The 17,225-nt window shown below is 68.0% G+C and carries 14 protein-coding genes; 11 read left to right on the plus strand and 3 right to left on the minus strand.

The features are described from left to right. Positions 1–87: 87 nt before the first annotated feature. From ACFV15_RS16075 to ACFV15_RS16120, 10 genes are all read left to right on the plus strand, one after another. Positions 88–1,374 carry an acetyl-CoA carboxylase biotin carboxylase subunit family protein gene (locus tag ACFV15_RS16075; RefSeq protein WP_378351215.1) on the plus strand — a complete coding sequence of 429 codons (1,287 nt, stop codon included), beginning with the start codon at positions 88–90 and terminating at the stop codon, positions 1,372–1,374. Positions 1,375–1,378: 4 nt separating this feature from the next. Beyond that, positions 1,379–3,013 (plus strand): AMP-binding protein, encoded by a 1,635-nt coding sequence (locus ACFV15_RS16080; RefSeq protein WP_378351216.1) that lies wholly within the window; start codon positions 1,379–1,381, stop codon positions 3,011–3,013. Between the two features lie 11 nt (positions 3,014–3,024). Further along, the gene (locus tag ACFV15_RS16085; RefSeq protein ID WP_378351217.1) at positions 3,025–4,248 is read left to right on the plus strand and encodes an ATP-grasp domain-containing protein; all 1,224 of its coding nucleotides are present in this window, start codon (positions 3,025–3,027) and stop codon (positions 4,246–4,248) included. Then, positions 4,245–5,453 carry an MFS transporter gene (locus ACFV15_RS16090; protein ID WP_378351218.1) on the plus strand — a complete coding sequence of 403 codons (1,209 nt, stop codon included), beginning with the start codon at positions 4,245–4,247 and terminating at the stop codon, positions 5,451–5,453. The genes ACFV15_RS16085 and ACFV15_RS16090 overlap by 4 nt, the downstream gene beginning before the upstream one ends. Before the next feature lie 126 nt (positions 5,454–5,579). After that, a complete protein-coding gene (locus tag ACFV15_RS16095; RefSeq protein ID WP_378351219.1) occupies positions 5,580–5,984 on the plus strand; it encodes a hypothetical protein in 405 nt (134 codons plus the stop codon). A gap of 349 nt (positions 5,985–6,333) precedes the next feature. Further along, entirely contained in the window at positions 6,334–6,393 is a 60-nt protein-coding gene (locus ACFV15_RS16100; RefSeq protein ID WP_378351231.1) for a tryptorubin family RiPP precursor, read from the plus strand. Positions 6,394–6,494: 101 nt separating this feature from the next. Continuing rightward, positions 6,495–7,538, plus strand: a complete 1,044-nt coding sequence (locus ACFV15_RS16105; RefSeq protein ID WP_378351220.1) for a cytochrome P450 — start codon at positions 6,495–6,497, stop codon at positions 7,536–7,538. A gap of 17 nt (positions 7,539–7,555) precedes the next feature. Continuing rightward, a complete protein-coding gene (locus ACFV15_RS16110) occupies positions 7,556–8,506 on the plus strand; it encodes a pirin family protein (RefSeq protein ID WP_378351221.1) in 951 nt (316 codons plus the stop codon). Between the two features lie 184 nt (positions 8,507–8,690). After that, the gene (locus ACFV15_RS16115) at positions 8,691–10,979 is read left to right on the plus strand and encodes a cellulose binding domain-containing protein (protein ID WP_378351222.1); all 2,289 of its coding nucleotides are present in this window, start codon (positions 8,691–8,693) and stop codon (positions 10,977–10,979) included. Then, positions 10,976–12,433: a cellulose binding domain-containing protein gene (locus tag ACFV15_RS16120; RefSeq protein ID WP_378351223.1), complete on the plus strand. Its 1,458-nt coding sequence runs from the start codon at positions 10,976–10,978 to the stop codon at positions 12,431–12,433. The genes ACFV15_RS16115 and ACFV15_RS16120 overlap by 4 nt, the downstream gene beginning before the upstream one ends. 49 nt (positions 12,434–12,482) lie before the next feature. Here the strand turns inward: ACFV15_RS16120 and ACFV15_RS16125 are convergent, their stop codons facing one another. Continuing rightward, complete coding sequence (locus ACFV15_RS16125) at positions 12,483–13,181, minus strand: hypothetical protein (RefSeq protein ID WP_378351224.1); 699 nt, start codon at positions 13,179–13,181, stop codon at positions 12,483–12,485. Positions 13,182–13,275: 94 nt separating this feature from the next. After that, positions 13,276–14,697 (minus strand): 1-deoxy-D-xylulose-5-phosphate synthase N-terminal domain-containing protein, encoded by a 1,422-nt coding sequence (locus ACFV15_RS16130; protein ID WP_378351225.1) that lies wholly within the window; start codon positions 14,695–14,697, stop codon positions 13,276–13,278. Positions 14,698–14,838: 141 nt separating this feature from the next. On the opposite strand from ACFV15_RS16130, the gene ACFV15_RS16135 reads away from it, so the two are divergent. Then, on the plus strand, positions 14,839–16,119 hold the full coding sequence (locus ACFV15_RS16135; protein ID WP_378351226.1) for a tol-pal system YbgF family protein: 1,281 nt from the start codon (positions 14,839–14,841) through the stop codon (positions 16,117–16,119). Here ACFV15_RS16135 and ACFV15_RS16140 read toward each other — a convergent pair. Next, the gene (locus tag ACFV15_RS16140) at positions 16,097–17,011 is read right to left on the minus strand and encodes a hypothetical protein (protein ID WP_378351227.1); all 915 of its coding nucleotides are present in this window, start codon (positions 17,009–17,011) and stop codon (positions 16,097–16,099) included. The two genes, ACFV15_RS16135 and ACFV15_RS16140, sit on opposite strands and share 23 nt — an antisense overlap. Positions 17,012–17,225 lie beyond the last annotated feature (214 nt).

Below are 17,225 nucleotides of genomic sequence, written 5' to 3' on the forward strand. Positions count from 1 at the left end.
CAAGATTCGCTGACAAGTCAAGACAACCAAGAACGCCCCATCCGGGAATCCCGGGTGGGGCGTTCGTCGTTTCCGGAGGGATTTTCCATGCGCGCACCCGCTTTCCTGTTCCTCGGCGACCTCGTGATCGTCGCACGGCAGGCCAGGCTCATCACCGAGGCACGACGCCGTGGCTACGCGCCGCTGCTCGTGGTCACCCCGCACACCGACCCCGTGCGGCTCGCCGAGTTACGCGCCGATCCGACCCATCCGCTCTCGCAGCTCGAGGACGTCGTCGAGGTGCCGGACGCGACCGTCGACTCCGTCATACCGGGCATCCAGCCGCTGCTGCGTCGCTACGACGTCCAGGGCGCGATGTGCATCGGTGACCTGTTCGTCGAGCCGACCGGGGTGGTCGCGGACGTGCTCGGGCTGCCGGGCGCCGGCTCCGGCGCGAGCCGGATCTCGCGGAACAAGCTGTTGCAGCGCACGGCTTTACCCGAGTACTCACCGGACTGGCGGGTGGTCACGCCAGCCGAGCGCGCGGCCGTCGACCCGGCCGAGATCAGCTTCCCGGTGGTGGTCAAGCCGATCGGCCGGTTCTCCAGCCTGGGCGTCTACCAGGTCGACGACGGCGACCGGCTCGCCGAGGTCCTCTCCGGCTACCCGGCCGACGAGATCGTGCTGATCGAGAGCCGGGTCGTCGGCCCGGAGTTCTCGGTCGAGTCGCTGGTGCAGCACGGCAAGGTGTTCTGGAACGCGGTCACGGCCAAGGAGACCAACGAGTCGTCGGGGTCGTTCTTCACGGAGATGGGTCACACCTGCCCGGCCGAGCTCGCGGTCGGTGACGAGGACCTGCTGTTCAACGCGAACGCGGAAGTGTTGCGGCGCTTGGACTTCCGTGACGGGATCGCGCACGCCGAGTTCCGGATCTCCGAAGGCCGCGCGGTGCTGATGGAGGTCGCGGTCCGGGTGCCGGGCGGCGGGATCACCTTCCTGTGGCACCTGGCGACCGGCGAGCCGCTGGAGCCGGTGATGCTCGATCTCGCGCTCGGGCAACCCGCCGACTACCCGGCGCCGCGACGGCGTGCCAGGCAGGTTTATCTCGATCACCCGCACGGTGCACTGGTCGACGTCACCAGCACCAGCGCCCCGGTCTCGTGGGTGGAACGCGACGACCGCTATCCCACGATGACGCCCGTGGCCGCGAACGCGCCCGCTGGGGCGCGCGCCGTGTTCGTCACCCAGCGGCCCGGTGCCGTGCTGGGCGCGCAGACCGACGGTGAGCAGCGCTCCGGTTCGGTGCTGTTCGACGTCCCGTTCGGCAGCCCCACCGAGCCGCTCGCCGAGTGGTTCGCCGGCGAAGTCAACGTCCACGTCGTGTCGGAAAGGTAGTCAGATGGCACTCTCGAGTGAGACCACCCTGTCGCCGCGGCGCCGGGCCGAACTCGCCGCCGATCCGGCCGTCGGCGGTGGCAACCTGCTGGCGTCCGCGGTCGCCTACAGTCCGCATCCGGAGCTGCCGTTCCTGCGCACGGAACGGCCGATCCCGCTCAGTCCCGGCTGGGAGACTTGCGAGTTCAGCCTGCTCAAGCTCGACTGGCTGGTGCGGAACTGGTCGGCATGGTACCTCGCGCAAGGCGTCGCGCCGCGTGACCGTGTGGCCGTCTATATCGACGACTCGTTCGCGTACTCGGTGCATTTCTACGCGCTCGCTCAGATCGGCGCGATCGCGGTGCTGATCAACAGCAACGCGCCGTCGGACGTCGCGCGGTCACTGGTCGAGCAGACCACGCCGGTCGGGCTGTACACCACGGAGTCGCGGCTCGTCGATCTGCCGGAGCTGAACTGGATCGCCACGGTCGAGGCGCTGCCCGCTCCCCCTGCCGCCGACCTGCCCGCCGAAGCCAGGTTCCAGCACAAGAACGAGGATCCGGTGGTCATCCTGCACTCGTCCGGGACGACGGGCGCGCCGAAACCGGCCGTCCACACGCATCAGTCCATTGTGGCCGGTCCGAAGTTCCGGCTGGTCGACCACAAGGAGTTTCCCGGCGCGGTCACCATGACCTCGCTCCCCCAGTCCCATCTCGGCTGTATCGCGTACACCGCGTACGCCGTACTGGCGGGCGCCAACACGGTGGCCGCTTTCGATCGCTGCGCCGAGGAACTCGTCGAGTGCGTCGTGCGGCAGAAGCCGAGCGCGGTGATGTCGTTCGCGCACGCCTACGCCGAGGTTCCCGGGCTGGAGATCAAGCCTGGTTCGGTCGACTCGGTGAACGTCTGGGTGTCCATTGGGGACGCTGTGCACGAGGCGCATATCAAGCACATCCTCGGTTTGCGCAGTCCGCACAAGCCGCCATCGGTGTTCCTCGACCGGCTCGGCACGACCGAGCTCGGCTGGGGCGTGCTGCTCAAGATCCGCAACCTGAGCACCGCGCGCAGCGACCGCTGCGCCGGGAAACCGGTCGGCGTCGCCGAGGTCGTCGTGCTGCGCGCGGACGGCACGATCGCGGCCGACAACGAGATCGGCCTGCTCGGCGCGCGCGGCCCGGCGATCACGCCGGGCTACTGGGCCAACGCCGACATCACCTACAGCAGCCGCCTCGCCGGATACTGGCTCACCGGCGACAACGCCTACCGTGACGAGCACGGTGATCACTTCCTCGTCGACCGTTCGGCCGACGTGATCGAAACCCCTTATGGTGTCGGCTATTCGGTGTCGATGGAAGAGGCGATCCTCTCCGGTGTGCCCGAGGTCGTGGACGCCTCGGTCGTCGCGGGCAAGCACGACGGCGCCGTCACCGCGGTGGCGCTGGTGGACATCGGCGACGCCGTCGTCGAAGCCGAAAAACTGCTCCTGCTGGCGAACGAGGCGCTCGACGCCGCGGGGCATCCGCGGCTCGGCGTGCTGGAGATCAGCGACGCCGGTGTGCCGGTCGGTGTCACCGGCAAGGTCCTCAAGCGACAGCTCCGCCAGAAATACGACGCACTCGAAAGCTATTCCGCCGACCCACGCCGCTTCGCTACCGTCTAAAGGAGACAATCATGGTCACCCCACTTGTGATGGTGATGCCCTACAAGGCTTTCGTGAAGAAGGCCACGCAAGAGGGGTTCGCCGTCAGCGCCATCTGGGACCCATCGCTGGCCTCGGTCATGCCGACCGGACCCGCGGGTTTCCCGGCTTATCTTCGCGAGGTCGAAGGTCTCGCCGAAGACTTCATCCTCACCGACTTCACGGACGCGGAGGAGTTCGCCGAGGTCATCGCGAAGGCCGCGGCGAACTCCGGCGCACAGCAGGTCTATCACGTCGGCCAGGAGACCAGCATGCTCGCCGCGTACGAGATCGCGGACGAGCTGGGCAAGGCGGTCAACCCGCCACGCTCGATCCGCCTGCTCAACGACAAGGCCGAAATGCGGAAGCTCCTGACCGCACATGGGCTTTCCAGCGTCCAGTACGCCTACGCCCCGCGCTGGCAGGACGTCTCCGACATGATCGGCGAGTTCAGGTTGCCCGCGATCGTGAAGCCGACGGACCTGGCCGGCAGCCGGGGCGTGCTCAAGCTGACCGACCGCGCGCAGCTCGCGGAGTGGGGCAGGCTGCTGGAGTCCTATGACTACACCGGCCCGGTGCTGATCGAGGAGTTCCTCGACGGCCCGGAGTTCAGCGTCGAGAGCATCTCGGTGCGCGGGGAGCACCACATCATCGGCATCACCCGCAAGATCCTCGGCCCGCCGCCGTCGGTGGTCGAGGCCGGTCACGTGCACCCGGTCGCCGCATCGTCGCAGACCAAGGCGATCGCGACACTGACCAAGCACCTGCTGCGGGTCACCGGGTACCAGAACGGCCCGGCGCACACCGAGATCATCTGGACCAAGCGCGGCCCGAAGATCGTCGAGTCGCAGGCCAGGCTCGGCGGTGACCGCATTCCCCAGCTCGTCGAAATGGCGACCGGCTTCGACATCGAACGCGCCATCTTCAGGGCTTTGAAGGGCGAGGCGCTGGATGAGAAGACGCGCTCGGATGTGGCTCGAGTGCACTACTTCTCTTTCACACCAGGGGTTCTCCGGTCGGTCGACGGTCTCGACGCGGTGCGCGCGTTGGAGTTCGTGGCCGAGCTGAGCTTCCCGTTCGCGCCGGGTGACGTGCTCCCGGAGACCGTCGACTCGAAGACGCGCCACGGCTACGTGACGTTGACCGGCAAGGACGAGGCCGAGACCGAAACGCGCCTCGACCTGATCAAGTCGCTCGTGACGGTGGTGACGGAATGAATTTCCTGAAACTGCATCCGACGTTGCGGATCCGCATCGGCGTCGGGTTCGTCAACCGGCTGCTCGACTCGATGATCACCTCGTTCATGGCCATCTATCTGGCGTTCCGCTTCGGCATCGCGGTGGCGGGCGTGCTGATGTTCGCGGTCGTCTCGCTCGGCGTGATCGGCATGCTCGTCGGCGGCCACATTTCGGACACCCGCGGCCGCCGGAACACGCTGCTACTGGCCGAATTCGGCGGATTCGCCAGCTTCGCGCTGATGGCGGGCGCGAACGCGGCGAACGCCACCCTGGTGGTGTACGCGGGCTACCTGGTCAACAAGTTCGCGGCCAGCCTCGCGCTGCCCGCGAACGACGCGATGATCGTCGACGTCACCACGCCGGAGGACCGCAAACAGGTCTACACGATGAACTACTGGGCGACGAACCTCGCGCTCGCCATCGGCGGCCTGCTCGGCGGTTTCCTCTACAATGGACACTTCACCCTGCTGCTGGGCGGCGCGGCCGTGTGCACGGCAGGCGTTTGCGCGGTGACGTACTTCCTCATCGCCGAGTCCAAACCGGAATCGTCTTCTGTGACTCCGCGCGCTTCGGTCTTGCGCGAGTTCGCGGCGGGTTATCGGCTCGTACTGCGGGACGGGCTGTTCATCCGGTTCATGATCGCCGCGACGTTGCTGATGGCGATCGAGTTCCAGCTCGTCAACTACGTCGGGGTGCGGCTGGCCCACGACATGCCGAACGGCGTCGAGATACTGGGCATCCTGCGCGCGGAGAACACGGCCTTGGTCGTGGTACTCGCGCTGTTCTCGCACCTGCTGTTCCGGCGGCTTTCGGACAAGGTGCGGCTGTTCGCCGGGGTCGGGCTGTTCACGGCCGGGTACATGGTGCTGGCGGTGTCGAACACCGGCTGGGTGCTGCTGATCGCGGGCGCGGTGTTCACGGTCGGTGAGCTGATGAACGTCCCGGTCAAGCAGGCGATGCTGGCGAACATGGTCCCCGACCAGGCCCGCACCCGATACATGGCGGTGTACAACCTGAACATCCGGGTCGCCCAGATGCTCGCGGCAGGCTGCATCACGCTCGGCGCCTTGGTCCCGCCTTGGGGCATCGCGCTGCTCTACGGCACGGCCGGGGTGGTGGTGATCGCCCAATACCGGGTGCTTCTCGCGCGGACAGCGGTCGCCCCAGAGCCCGTTCCCGCCTAGCCATACGGGGGGTCGTGAGTGTTTAGACCGGTTAGAACCGGCCGTACCACTCACGACCCCCGTAACGGACCTCCGAGTGCGAGCGACTATGCGACAGCCGCAGCGCGTACTCATCGGGAGGTGGACATGCCGCGTGTCGCACTGCTTGTGTCGCTGGTCGCGGTGGTGGCCATGACGGCGGCCTGCACGCAGTCGAACCAAAGCCTGCCCGCGACGTCGGTCGTCACGACGACGGTGGCCATACCCGCGCCGCCACCTACCTCGACCCGTACTCCGGCAGCTACGGCGACCGCGCCACCGAAGACCGCGACGCTGAAGGTCGACACGGCCGCGAGCCGAAAAGCCGCATGCCTCAAAGACGAAACCCAGTGCTACGAACCCGGCACGAACATCAAGTGCTCGACCGGCGGCTGCGTCAACGCGGCCCGCGGGCTGACCCAAGCCGACGTCGCGTCGGCCACCCAGAAGTGGTTGCGCGAGCACCCTGGCTGGTGCGCCGCCGGGGAAACCGGCGCGGTCGCCCCCTGTTGAGCCGCTCACGACCCTTGGTCCCGGTGAGCGAGACGGGTAATTGTTCTGACAAGTCTGCTAATCACACGCAGAACCACCGGCAGAATCACCGAAAATCTATAATAGAATTCTCGGGAACTTGTTTGGACTTCCGCCCGGCGGAAGGTGTCCGAATACGGCGAATTTACCGACTTAGGAAGTGATCCAGGCCACATTGACGTTTTTCACTGCCTGGGGTTCACTTTTTTCAGGGCGCAAATCGGGGAAATGAAATCGTGCATTGCACAATTCGGTGTAACCCGCCATCCCGGTCCCGCCTGACCTTGAAACATTTTCGGATACAACCGGAGGTATTGCCATGAAGGCACTCATGCGAAAGTTCAAGCCAGAGAAGAGCCTGAAGGCCTACGCGTGGTATCTCTGGATCTAAGCAGGGGCTGACCTGCGAATACATCGTCAACTCCGGCCCGGCGGCGGCCACCTTGGGTCCGTCGCCGTGCTGGGGTCCCGTCACACTGGGAGTGCTCCGAGATGCGGGTTTCCACCACCGGCGGCAATGCCCGGACCACCGTCTTCGCGCCGCGAATTGACGAACTTCTGCGAAAGTACCGTGGTGCCGACCTTTTCCGGCTGGACAAGGATACGGTGGGAATTGCCGATCCGCACCTGATCAGCGCGATCATGACCAGCAGGCCGGCCAGTGATGCGGAGCGGCCCACCTTCAAACCGCTGTGGGGACAGACGATCAGCCGGCCGGAGTCGACCGCGGTCATGCGGGCGGTCGGCCAGGATGTGCGCGTCGCGTTGAAGAAACCTGATGCAGGGCGCGTGGATCTGTCCGGGGAATGGCCGCATGTCGGCCATGTCTATTTGCGCGACCTCATCTTTTCGCAGGATCCGCTGCGGCTGCGCACACTGCTGGATCGGCGGCTCGAGTGGACGACCTTGCTGACCAGAGCCGTCATCACCGCGGGCTCCGCGCTGCCCGGCTGGCCACCGCCGGAGGCACCGCTGTCCCACTTGGGCAAGCTCACCACCGAGGCGAAGGGCTACCACGCCAAGTTCCGCGCCATGGGGCTCTACCGGCGCACTTCGGCGCCGGTCTGCTTCACGGTCTCGCAGCTGGTCGCCAACGCGATCTGGCTCGGAGCGCCGTTCGACGAGGGCACGGCCAACCGCGACATCATCCACGAGAGCCTGCGGCTGCTGCCGGTCTCGTGGAACCTCCTGCGCTTCGCCTCACCCGAGTTCGGCGTACTCGACGACCGGATCGGGCCGGATGACGACATCCTGATGCTCCCGCTGCTCAGCCATCGCGACCCGGCCGTCTGGGAAGACCCCGACGAGTTCCGGCCGGAGCGCTGGGCGTCGCTCGACCCCGACCACCAGCTCGGCTACCTCCCGTTCGGTCACATCAGCGAACGCTGCTGGGGCCGCCACATGGTCCTTCCGCTGGCCGAGCGCCTGCTCGACATGTTCCGCGAAGGCGGCTACCGCGTCGATCCGGCGCAGACCGAGGCCAAGGTCCCGCTCGCGGGCCTCTTCGGTGTCACCAAAATGAAAATCACCAGGTAGGGCACTACTATCGCCGGGTGAGCAACATCGAAACCAGCCCGGCCGAGTTGACCTGCCGAAGCGAGCCGGGCCGGGCCGTCGAGGTGCTCACACCGCGCGACGTGCCGCTCGGGGGTCCGCGGGCGATGAAGGTCCGCCGGACGTTGCCGCAGCGCGACCGGTCGCTCATCGGCGCCTGGTGTTTCGCCGACCACTACGGGCCCGAAGCCGTGCGGATGGATGTCGCGCCGCATCCGCATACCGGGTTGCAGACGGTGAGCTGGTTGTTCAGCGGTGAGATCGAGCATCGCGACAGCCATGGTGTGCACGCGATGGTCCGGCCGGGTGAGTTGAACCTGATGACCGGCGGGCGCGGGATCTGTCACTCCGAGGTTTCGACCGCCGCGAGCACCACGTTGCATGGCGTGCAGCTGTGGGTGGCGCTGCCGGACGCTCATCGTGACGCGCCGCGCGATTTTCAGCATTTCGTTCCTGAACCGATTGAGTTGGCCGGGGCGACCGCGCGCGTTTTCCTCGGCTCGCTCGCCGGGGCCACTTCCCCGGTAGAGACTTTCACGCCGTTGCTGGGCGCTGAACTCGTGCTGGAGCCACGCGCGGAACTCGCGCTCGACGTCGACCCGTCCTTTGAACACGGTGTTCTGGTTGACACCGGCGCCGCCGAACTCGACGGCACGCCGCTCGCGCACGCCGAGCTCGGCTACGCGGGCGCCGGGGCGAAATGCCTTTACCTGGCCAATCCTGCTGACGAGCCGTGCCGGGTGATCGTGCTCGGCGGTGAGCCGTTCGCCGAAGAGCTGGTCATGTGGTGGAACTTCGTCGGGCGCGACCATGACGAGATCGCGCGGTTCCGGGAGGAATGGCAGGCCGAGTCCGAGCGGTTCGGCCGGGTCGAGGGGTATCCGGGCGCTCGGCTGCCCGCGCCGGCGCTGCCCGGCGGACGGCTCAAGCCACGGCGTAATCCCGCCTGATTCGTTCACATATATGGATGCCATTCACATTCGTTGACGCACGCCAGCATGGTGACCTATAAAGACAGGGTCCAGGTGTACACGCCGCAACACCTTTCCGCCAGTGCTGTACCGGAGGTTTCGGGTGTCCCGGAAAACCCCTCGTCATGCCCTTTTATTGGTATCGCTCACGATTCTGGCCGCGGTGGCCGCCGTCGAAGTGGTCAAGGAACCAGCCGAGGCGGCGCCTGGACCAGGCGCGCTCACCGGCCTGGACCTCGGTTCCGCCAATCGCCGCGCTCCGGTCGCCGGGCTCTACGACTGGAGTAAGGCCGGTTTTCGCGGTGGCGCCGCGCTACCCGGAGCCAATGAGGTGAACCCCAGCGCGGCCTGTCAGATCACGCCAGCCGAACTGGCCGGCCAGTACAACGTCAAGCCGGACGACGGCGCCGACGACACCAATGGCATACAGGCCGCGATCGACGCGATCAAGTCGACCTGCTCCCCCAGCGCGAGCTACTCGAAGCTGAGCCTGATCAACTTCCCCGCCGGCAGGCTGGACGTGTCCCACGAGTTGCATGTGGACGCCGACTACCTGATCCTGCGTGGCGCCGGAAAGGACGCGACGAAGTTCGTCTACCGGCCCGACGCGAACACGCTCTACGACACGCTCACCCCCGACGGATCCGACTGGGACGAAGACGGGATGACCTCGGGCGCGGGCAAGGGCGGCTGGCTCTGGCCTGGCCGTGGCCTTTTCCGTGTCCAGTCACGCGGCGTCGACCCGTCCTACGCGAGTGACTACGCTTCGGCGCCGGCCAACCGCAAGGACATCTTCGAGGGCACGATCAACGTGCACTGGAAGGCGGGCGTCAAGCTGCGCGCCAAGCCGGGTGACGCCGCGTACGCCGCCAAAACCGGCGACAAGGTCGTCTATCTGGCGAGCAGCGGTGCGCTGACCAACCTCGCGGCGGGCAACCTGGTGAACATCCGCGCGGCCAACAGCACGAAGTTCTACCAGCAGCAGAACGCGACCGGAACGGCGTTCCCGTTGCTCAACATGCACATGCGCCAGCAGATCTTCACCATCGCCGCGCTCGACACGACAGCACGCACGATCACCTTGGACAAGCCGCTGGAGTACGACGTCCCCGTGACGTCCACTTCGGACGGTTCGCCCGCCATCGACGGCGCCACCTACGACTCCAAGGCGGCACCGCTGGTCGACCCGGTGCTCGGCGTCGGCTTCGAGGACCTCGGCTTCAGCCAGGAGATGCCGGGCCTCGACCCGAACGAGGCCACCAACAACTACGGCAACATGGCGCCGAACGCCGAGATGCACGGCATCGTGTTCAAGTGGGCGGCCAACTCGTGGGTCCGCGGCGTCCGCACGGACATGACCGGCTCGCACCCGATCGTCACCGAAGAGGCCAAGAACCTGCAGATCGTGAACAACGAGCTCAACGGTTCGTGGAACAAGGGCAAGGGCGGCAACGGCTACTTCCGCGGCTCGCGGGTGTGGGATTCGCTCTACGCGGGCAACACGTCGACCTTGTTGCGGCACTTCACCTTCCAGTGGGGCGCGTCGGGCAACGTGGTGATCGGCAACTCCTTCGACTCCGACCTCAACCTGCACGGCGGCTGGGAGCGCAACAACCTGTTCGAGCTCAACACCGTCAAGGTCCCCTACGCGCACCGGTCCGGCAACTGCCGGGCGAACTGCGGTGAGGAGGGCGGCGGCGGGCCCGACGACTCGAACTGGTTCCCGATCTGGTGGGGCGCCGGGCAGAAGGCCATCAAGTGGTCCGGCTCCTCGGGCCCGCGCAACGTCTTCTTCAACAACGGCATGACCAAGCAGCTCTCCGAAGGCGGCCCGTTCGGCGACTTCTACGCCGACCGCCACCGGGTGTACCAGTTCGGCTGGGACGGCACGGCGTTCAAGCACCTCGACATCGGCGGCACGCCGATCACCGACTGGGCGAAGAACGAGCAGAAGGACTACACCGGTGGTCACGGCGTCGACGCCACCATGACCGACGGGGCGGCCTCGCTGTTCCTGAAGTCGGTCGACGGCACCCAGCCGCCGACGAGCACGACGACCACGCCGACGAGCACTACCACGACGCCGACTTCGACCACGACGACACCGACCAGCACCACGACCGGCCAGCCGCCCGCCGGTTGTGTGAAGGCGACATTCACCCAGAAGTCGGTGTGGGACAGCGGTTACGGCGGCGGCTTCACCATCGCCAACAGCTGCGCCACCGCGACCACTTCCTGGGCGGTCGAGTTCGACCTGCCGTCCGGCACCACGGTGAGCAACTCGTGGAGCTCGGTCATGACCAGGAGCGGCCAGCACTACAAGTTCACCAGCACCTCCACCAACGGCAAGATCAAACCCGGCGGCACCACCACGTTCGGCTTCAACGCCGCCGGACGCGGCCTGCCGAGTGGCTGCGCGCTCGGCGGAACCCCCTGCGGAGGCACCTCATGAGGAAGCGACTGTGGGCGGTGAGCGCGGCCGCGGTCACCTCGGCGGGACTGTTCGGCGTCGTGGTGACGGCCGAAGCGGCGCCGAGCGTGTCGGCGACGTTCACCCAGAGTTCGGTGTGGGACAGCGGTTACGGCGGCCGGTTCGCGCTGGCCAACACCGGTGACACGGCGAGTACCTCGTGGACGGTCGAGTTCGATCTGCCCTCGGGCACCACGGTGAGCAACTCGTGGAGCTCGGTCATGACCAAGAGCGGCCAGCACTACAAGTTCACGAACACCTCGACCAACGGCAAGATCAAACCCGGCGGCACCACCACGTTCGGCTTCAACGCCGCCGGACGCGGCCTGCCGAGTGGCTGCTCGATCAACGGCGCGCCGTGCGGCGGCGGCACGCCGACGACGACACCCACCACCCCAACCGGGACCACGACGACCACATCGACGACAACGACCACACCGACGACCACCACGAGCCCCAGCCCCGGCGACACGATCACCGTCTCCACCGCGGCGCAGCTCCAAGCGGCGCTCGCGGCCGTGAACCCGGGCCAGACCATCAAGCTCGCTCCGGGCACCTACCGCGGTTCGTTCCAGACCAGCCGGGCGGGCACCGCGGCGAAGCCGATCACCTTGACCGGTGCCGGCGCGATCCTGATCAACGACGGGCCGTCGGGCGACCCGCCGCAATGCCCGGCGCCGACGGCGGGCTGGGACTCCGGCTACGGGCTCTGGCTCTACAGCGCCCCGTACTGGAATCTCACCGGCTTCACCGCGCGAGAGTCCAAAAAGGGCATCGTCGCCGACAATTCACCGCACACCGTGATCGACGGTGTGACGGTCGACCATGTCGACGAGGAGGCCGTGCACTTCCGTAAGTCCTCTTCGGACAGCCTGATCCGCAATTCCAGGATCAGCTACACCGGGCTCGTGCAGCCTGGTTACGGCGAGGGCGTGTACCTCGGCTCGGCGGGCTCGAACTGGGGCTGCCACGGCAACTCCGGCGGTGTCGACAAGGGTGACCGGATCCAGGTGATCGGCAACCACTTCGGCCCGTACATCGCGGCCGAGGCGATCGATGTCAAGGAAGGCACCTTCAACGGCCTCATCAGGGGCAACACCTTCGACGGCCAGGGCATCACCGGCGAGAACTCGGCCGACTCCTGGGTCGACGTCAAGGGCATCGGTTACACCATCGAAGGCAACACCGGCACGTTCACCACGCCGGGCAAGTTCGCCAACGGCTACGAAACGCACAACCCTGGCACCACTCCCGCCTACCCCAACGGGTGCGGGAACGTCTGGCGTGACAACAAGTCCGATCTCGGCGGCGTGGGCGAATACGCCATCAAGATCACTTCGATCTCCCAGTGCCAGAATCAGCCGAACCTCGTGTACGCGTCGAACACCGTCACCCGCGCGGTGAAAGGCCTGACCAACGCCCCGGTCACGCCGTAGCGTCTGTCCTTTGAGGTCGCCTCCACGCGGAGGCGACCTCAAAGGAAGATCACTTCTTCCAGGTCACTGCCTTCGACACGGCCGAGTCGTACGGCTTCGTGGTGTACGCGATCGACGTGATCGGGTCGGAGGCGACACCGAAGTAGATCTTGCAGGTCTCGTGTTTCGCGCCCTTGGCCGTGAAGTCCTTCGGCGTGGAACCCGTCTCCTCGCACCCGGTGACGCTGGTCTTCCTGCCACCGAACATCTGCCCGGGCCAGCCGCCGCTCTTGGTCGCCGGTGTCAGCGACGGCGGGTAGAGCTCCGAGAGGTTCGAACCGTCCACATTGACCAATGTCTGGTGCACGAAGAAGAAGTATTTCCCGCGCAGCTTCGCCTTGTCCTCGTCCTTGAGCGGCAGGCTCTCGATGTCCTCGTCGGACGCCTTGACGGTCTCGGTGGTGATCGTGAGGCCCAGCAGCCCCTTCGCGTAGTAGCTGTAGACCGGGATGACCGCCTGCTCGCCGAACTTCACCTTGGTGCCAGGCTTGGCCGCGTCGCCGGTGATCTCCAGCGTCGGCGTGACCGTCATGAACGGCCGTTCGGTGGTCGTCGGCGCGGTGCTGGTGGCCGCGGCGCTGCTGGGTCCGGTGGTCTTGACGCTGCCGCCTGCCGGGCTCGCCTGGCCGGTGACCGTTGAGCAGCCCGCCGCGGCGAAGGCGAACGCGGCCAGCACGAGGACGTGCGGTCTCTTCTGGCGTGTGGGCACGACGACTTCCCCCTGGAAAATGATGTGGATCCCCTGGCCATGACTTTAAGACACGGGTGCGGCCACATCGGAACCGGGGAGGTGTTTCGCCAGGTCAGAGCCGGTCCAGCACGGCGGCGGTGATCCCCGGTGTGTCGGTGACGGCGGCGGTCGGATGCTCGAGCGCGGCCGCCAGCGATCCGGCCTCCACCGGCTGGCCCACCACGACCACGACGTCATGCGCCCCGGCCAGCGTCAGCAGGGCCTGGTCCGGCGGCGAGACCCAGCGCGGGTCGGCGACGGTCACCCGGACGCTGTGCCCGGCCAGCTCGTCGGCAGCGGCCAGCGCGGCCTGGGCCGCGGTGCCGATCGGCAGCAGCAGCACGCGTGCGCCGAGATCCGAGCGGAGCAGGTCGCAGTGGCCGAGCGAACGCAGCGCGGGCACGTCCACGGTGGCGTCGGGACAGCGGACGACCGTCGGCCCGGTGCCGACCGCGATGGCCTCGCGCAGCAGGGAACGCAGCCGGGTGTGGTCGCGCGGCACGGCGAGGCCGAGTGTCGGGACCATCGGCAAGATCGCCGTGTCGGCCGCGCCGTCGACTACGAACGTCACGGCGAGCCCGCGCTGCGCCACGTCGGTCACGACCTGGTCGAAGGCCCGGCCGAGCAGGGATGCCGCCACGGTCACGACCGGACGCAGGCCACCCAGCGCGAGCCCGGCGGCGGAGGTGACGGCGTGCTGTTCGGCCATGCCCGCACCGAAGACACGATCGGGAAAGCGCTGGGTGAAGCGGACGGGCGCGTCGACCGGGTCGGTGGTCACGCAGACGACCTCGCGGTGCTCGGCGCCGATCTCGGTCAGCTCCTCGTCGAACACCGGCGCCCACGGGCGGACGGGTGGCTCGGCGCCGCCCGAGGTCTTGAGGTGCACCACCACCGGGCGGCATGACCGTTTCGCGCGGTCGAGGCAGTGCTCGACCGCGCCGAGGTCGTGGCCGTCGACCGGGCCGATGTAGGCGAACCCGATCTGGGCGAAGACGTTGCGCCCGCGCAGCCGCCGCAGCCGGGCGAGGTGATGCACGATGCCCCCGTCCGTCTGGTCGTAGCCGGTGCCGCTGTCGTTGAGCACGATGATCACCCGGCGGTCCGGCGCGCCGCCGATGTTGTTGAGCGCCTCCCAGCACATCCCGCCCGTCAGCGAGGCGTCGCTGACGACCGCGACCACGCGCCGGTCACCGCAGCCGCGCAGCGCGAACGCCTTGGCGAGACCGTCCGCGTAGGAGAGCGCGGTGGAATGCCCCGGCAAGCTGTCGCGCGAGTCGACGAGCATCCGGTGGACGGACGCCTGCTCGGCGGTGTCGAAGAGCAGGACGTCACGACTGGAGTCGAAAGCACGGTGCAACGCGATGGTCAGCTCGACCATCGTCGGATCCACCCGTTCGCCATGGAGGTCGGCGGCGAGGCGCCGCAAGGCCGATCTGGACAGTCCTCGCAGGCCGGTCGCGTGCCGCTCGTCGAGTACATCGGTGAGTGCCATTTCTACCACCCGATCGGGTAATGCTCGCCGCACCAACGGTCCGTCATCCTTCTAGTTAGCCCGCCGGCCGCCGCCGGTGGTCTGGTCCTTCGGCTCGGATCTGTTGAAAGTCGGCACACTGTTGAATCCGGAAGGGATTAGATGACGGGGCGCCGTCCCAATGACCCGCTCCGCTCGCTGCTCGCCGAAGCGGGCTGGACCGGTGGGGCGCTGGCGGCCGCGGTCAACACGATCGGCGCCGAAGCGGGCCTGCGGCTGGGCTACGACCGCACATCGGTCGCGCATTGGCTGTCAGGCTCCCGGCCACGCTCCCCCGTGCCGGACCTGGTCGCGGAGGCGTTCAGCCGCAGGCTGGGGCGCGAGATCCCGGTCGCGCTGACCGGGCTGGCAGGCCGTACCGAGTCCGTCAGCCCGTCGCTGATGGTCGAGCCGAAGCGGATCTACCGCCTGGCCGAACTCGACGTGCCTTCGCTGACCGAACTCGCGCTGCCCGCTCAACGGGACGGGGTCGGCCGCGTCGGCCGGGCGGAGGCGGCGGCCGCCGCGTCGATGATCGAGGTGTTCTCCGACACCGACGTCACCTTCGGCGGGGGCACCGGGCGGACCGCGCTGGCGGGCTATCTCGCGCACACGATCGCGCCGTGGCTGCGTGCCGACGCCGTCCCGGCCGTCCGGCACGAGCTGCTGCACGCCGCGTCCCTGCTCACCTATCTCAACGGTTTCATGTGTTTCGATGACGAGCTGCACGGCGCGGCCCAGGGCTACTACCTCGCCAGTGCCCGGCTCGCCGCGCAGGCCGCCGACGCCACGGGCTACGCCGTCGCGTTGCGCGCGCTGAGCGTGCAGGCCCTCATGCTCGGCCATCACCGGCACGCCGTGCACCTCGCCGAAGCGGCCGTGGCGGCGGCCGCGCCCACCGCGTCGCCGCGCACCCGCGCGTTCCTGCACGGGCAGCTCGCCGTCGCCTGCGCCGCCTCCGGTGACCGGCAGGCCGCCGTCACCCAGCTCGGCATCGCCGAAAACCGGCTCGCCGCGGCACATTCGGCCGACGTCGCGATCGGCGGCTACCACGAGGCCTCGCTCGCGCACCAGCACGCGGCGGTGGCCGCGTCACTCGGTGACCGGCAGGCCGCGATCAGGGCGTTGAAGTCGTCGATCTTCCACCGCCCGGCGACCGAGCGGCGCTCTCGCGCGATCACCCTCGCGAGGCTGGCCGAACTCCAGCTCTCCATCGGGCAGCTCGACCAGGCCTGCGACACCTGGCACCGGTTCCTCGACGATTACCCGCAGCTGCGCTCGCGGCGCGCCGACACCGCGCTCGCGACGCTGCGCGCCCAGATCCGCCCGCACCAGAAGAACCCGTCCGCGCGCGTACTCGGGCAGCGCGCGGCGCTCGTGCTCAGCGCACGGCGAACGCCCTGATTTCGGTGCTCACCCTGCGCCGGGCGACGCTGAGCGGCCCGAGCCCTGACAACGCGCGGAGCACCGCGTCCACCAGCTCGGACGGCCCGCCCGCGATCCCGACGGTCGCGGCAGTGGCGAGCCAGTCCGGCCGGATCTCCCCGACCTCGGTGAGGATCCGTCCCCGCAGGTCGTGCACCGGCCCGCAGAGCAGCAGGAGATCGCTCGCCGCGGCGACCGAGCGCACGGTTTCGCGTTGATCGGACGCGGCGTAACACCATTCGTCCGGATGCTGCCCGCGCAGCCGGGGGAACCGGACGCGCAGCGCGGCGAGCACCCGCGCGGCGTCTTCGATCGGCATCCCCGGCGCGACCAGGAACGACACCCGCTCGGGATCGAAGGCGGGCAGCGTCCTGACCTCGTCCGGCCGTTCGACCAGATGTGTCCCGCGTGCGAGGGTGGCGGCGACGGCGTGCCCGCGTTTCGCGATCAGCACCACGGCGTCGCCCCGGCCGGCGAACTCGCGCAGGCGTGACCGCATCCGGTCGACCAGCGGGCATGTGGCCTGGCAGGCGGGCTCGAACTCGGCCAGCAGCACGCGGCGGGTCCGCAGCACCGCCGCCCAGCGGGACACGACCTCGTCCGCGATGATCGCCGCGGCCGGATCGCTCGTGGCGATCCCGAACCCGGTCACACCCTCAGAGTCCACATAGGACACCGCGGACAGCACCGCGTCACCAGGCTCGTCCGGCACGGTGCCGACGCGAGCCCCGTCCAATCCGGACTTGAGCAGCGGGGCCGCCGGGCAGCGGACGCGGCCCCGGACGGGATGGGTGAACTCCGTGACGACGACCAGCTCCCCGGGCGCGACCCCGCACGTGCTCAGCCTGATCCGCTCGACCGACCGTTTCATGACCGCCTCCGGCTCCGATTGTCCCTGGCGGACAGCCGAAGCGGGCAGTACATCCTACCTTCGAGTGATCAACGCGCCCCTACTGACCGGACGACGTGAACGCCACTTTCACAACCTTCAGCCTGGATCCACCGGTGTTGTTGGTGAGTTGATCGTGTCGTAGACGCGCAGATGCCCTCTGACTTGGGATGATTGTTCTTGCGACGGAACAACA

It is taken from the genome of Amycolatopsis sp. NPDC059657 (genome assembly GCF_042734395.1).
Lineage (GTDB): Bacteria > Actinomycetota > Actinomycetes > Mycobacteriales > Pseudonocardiaceae > Amycolatopsis.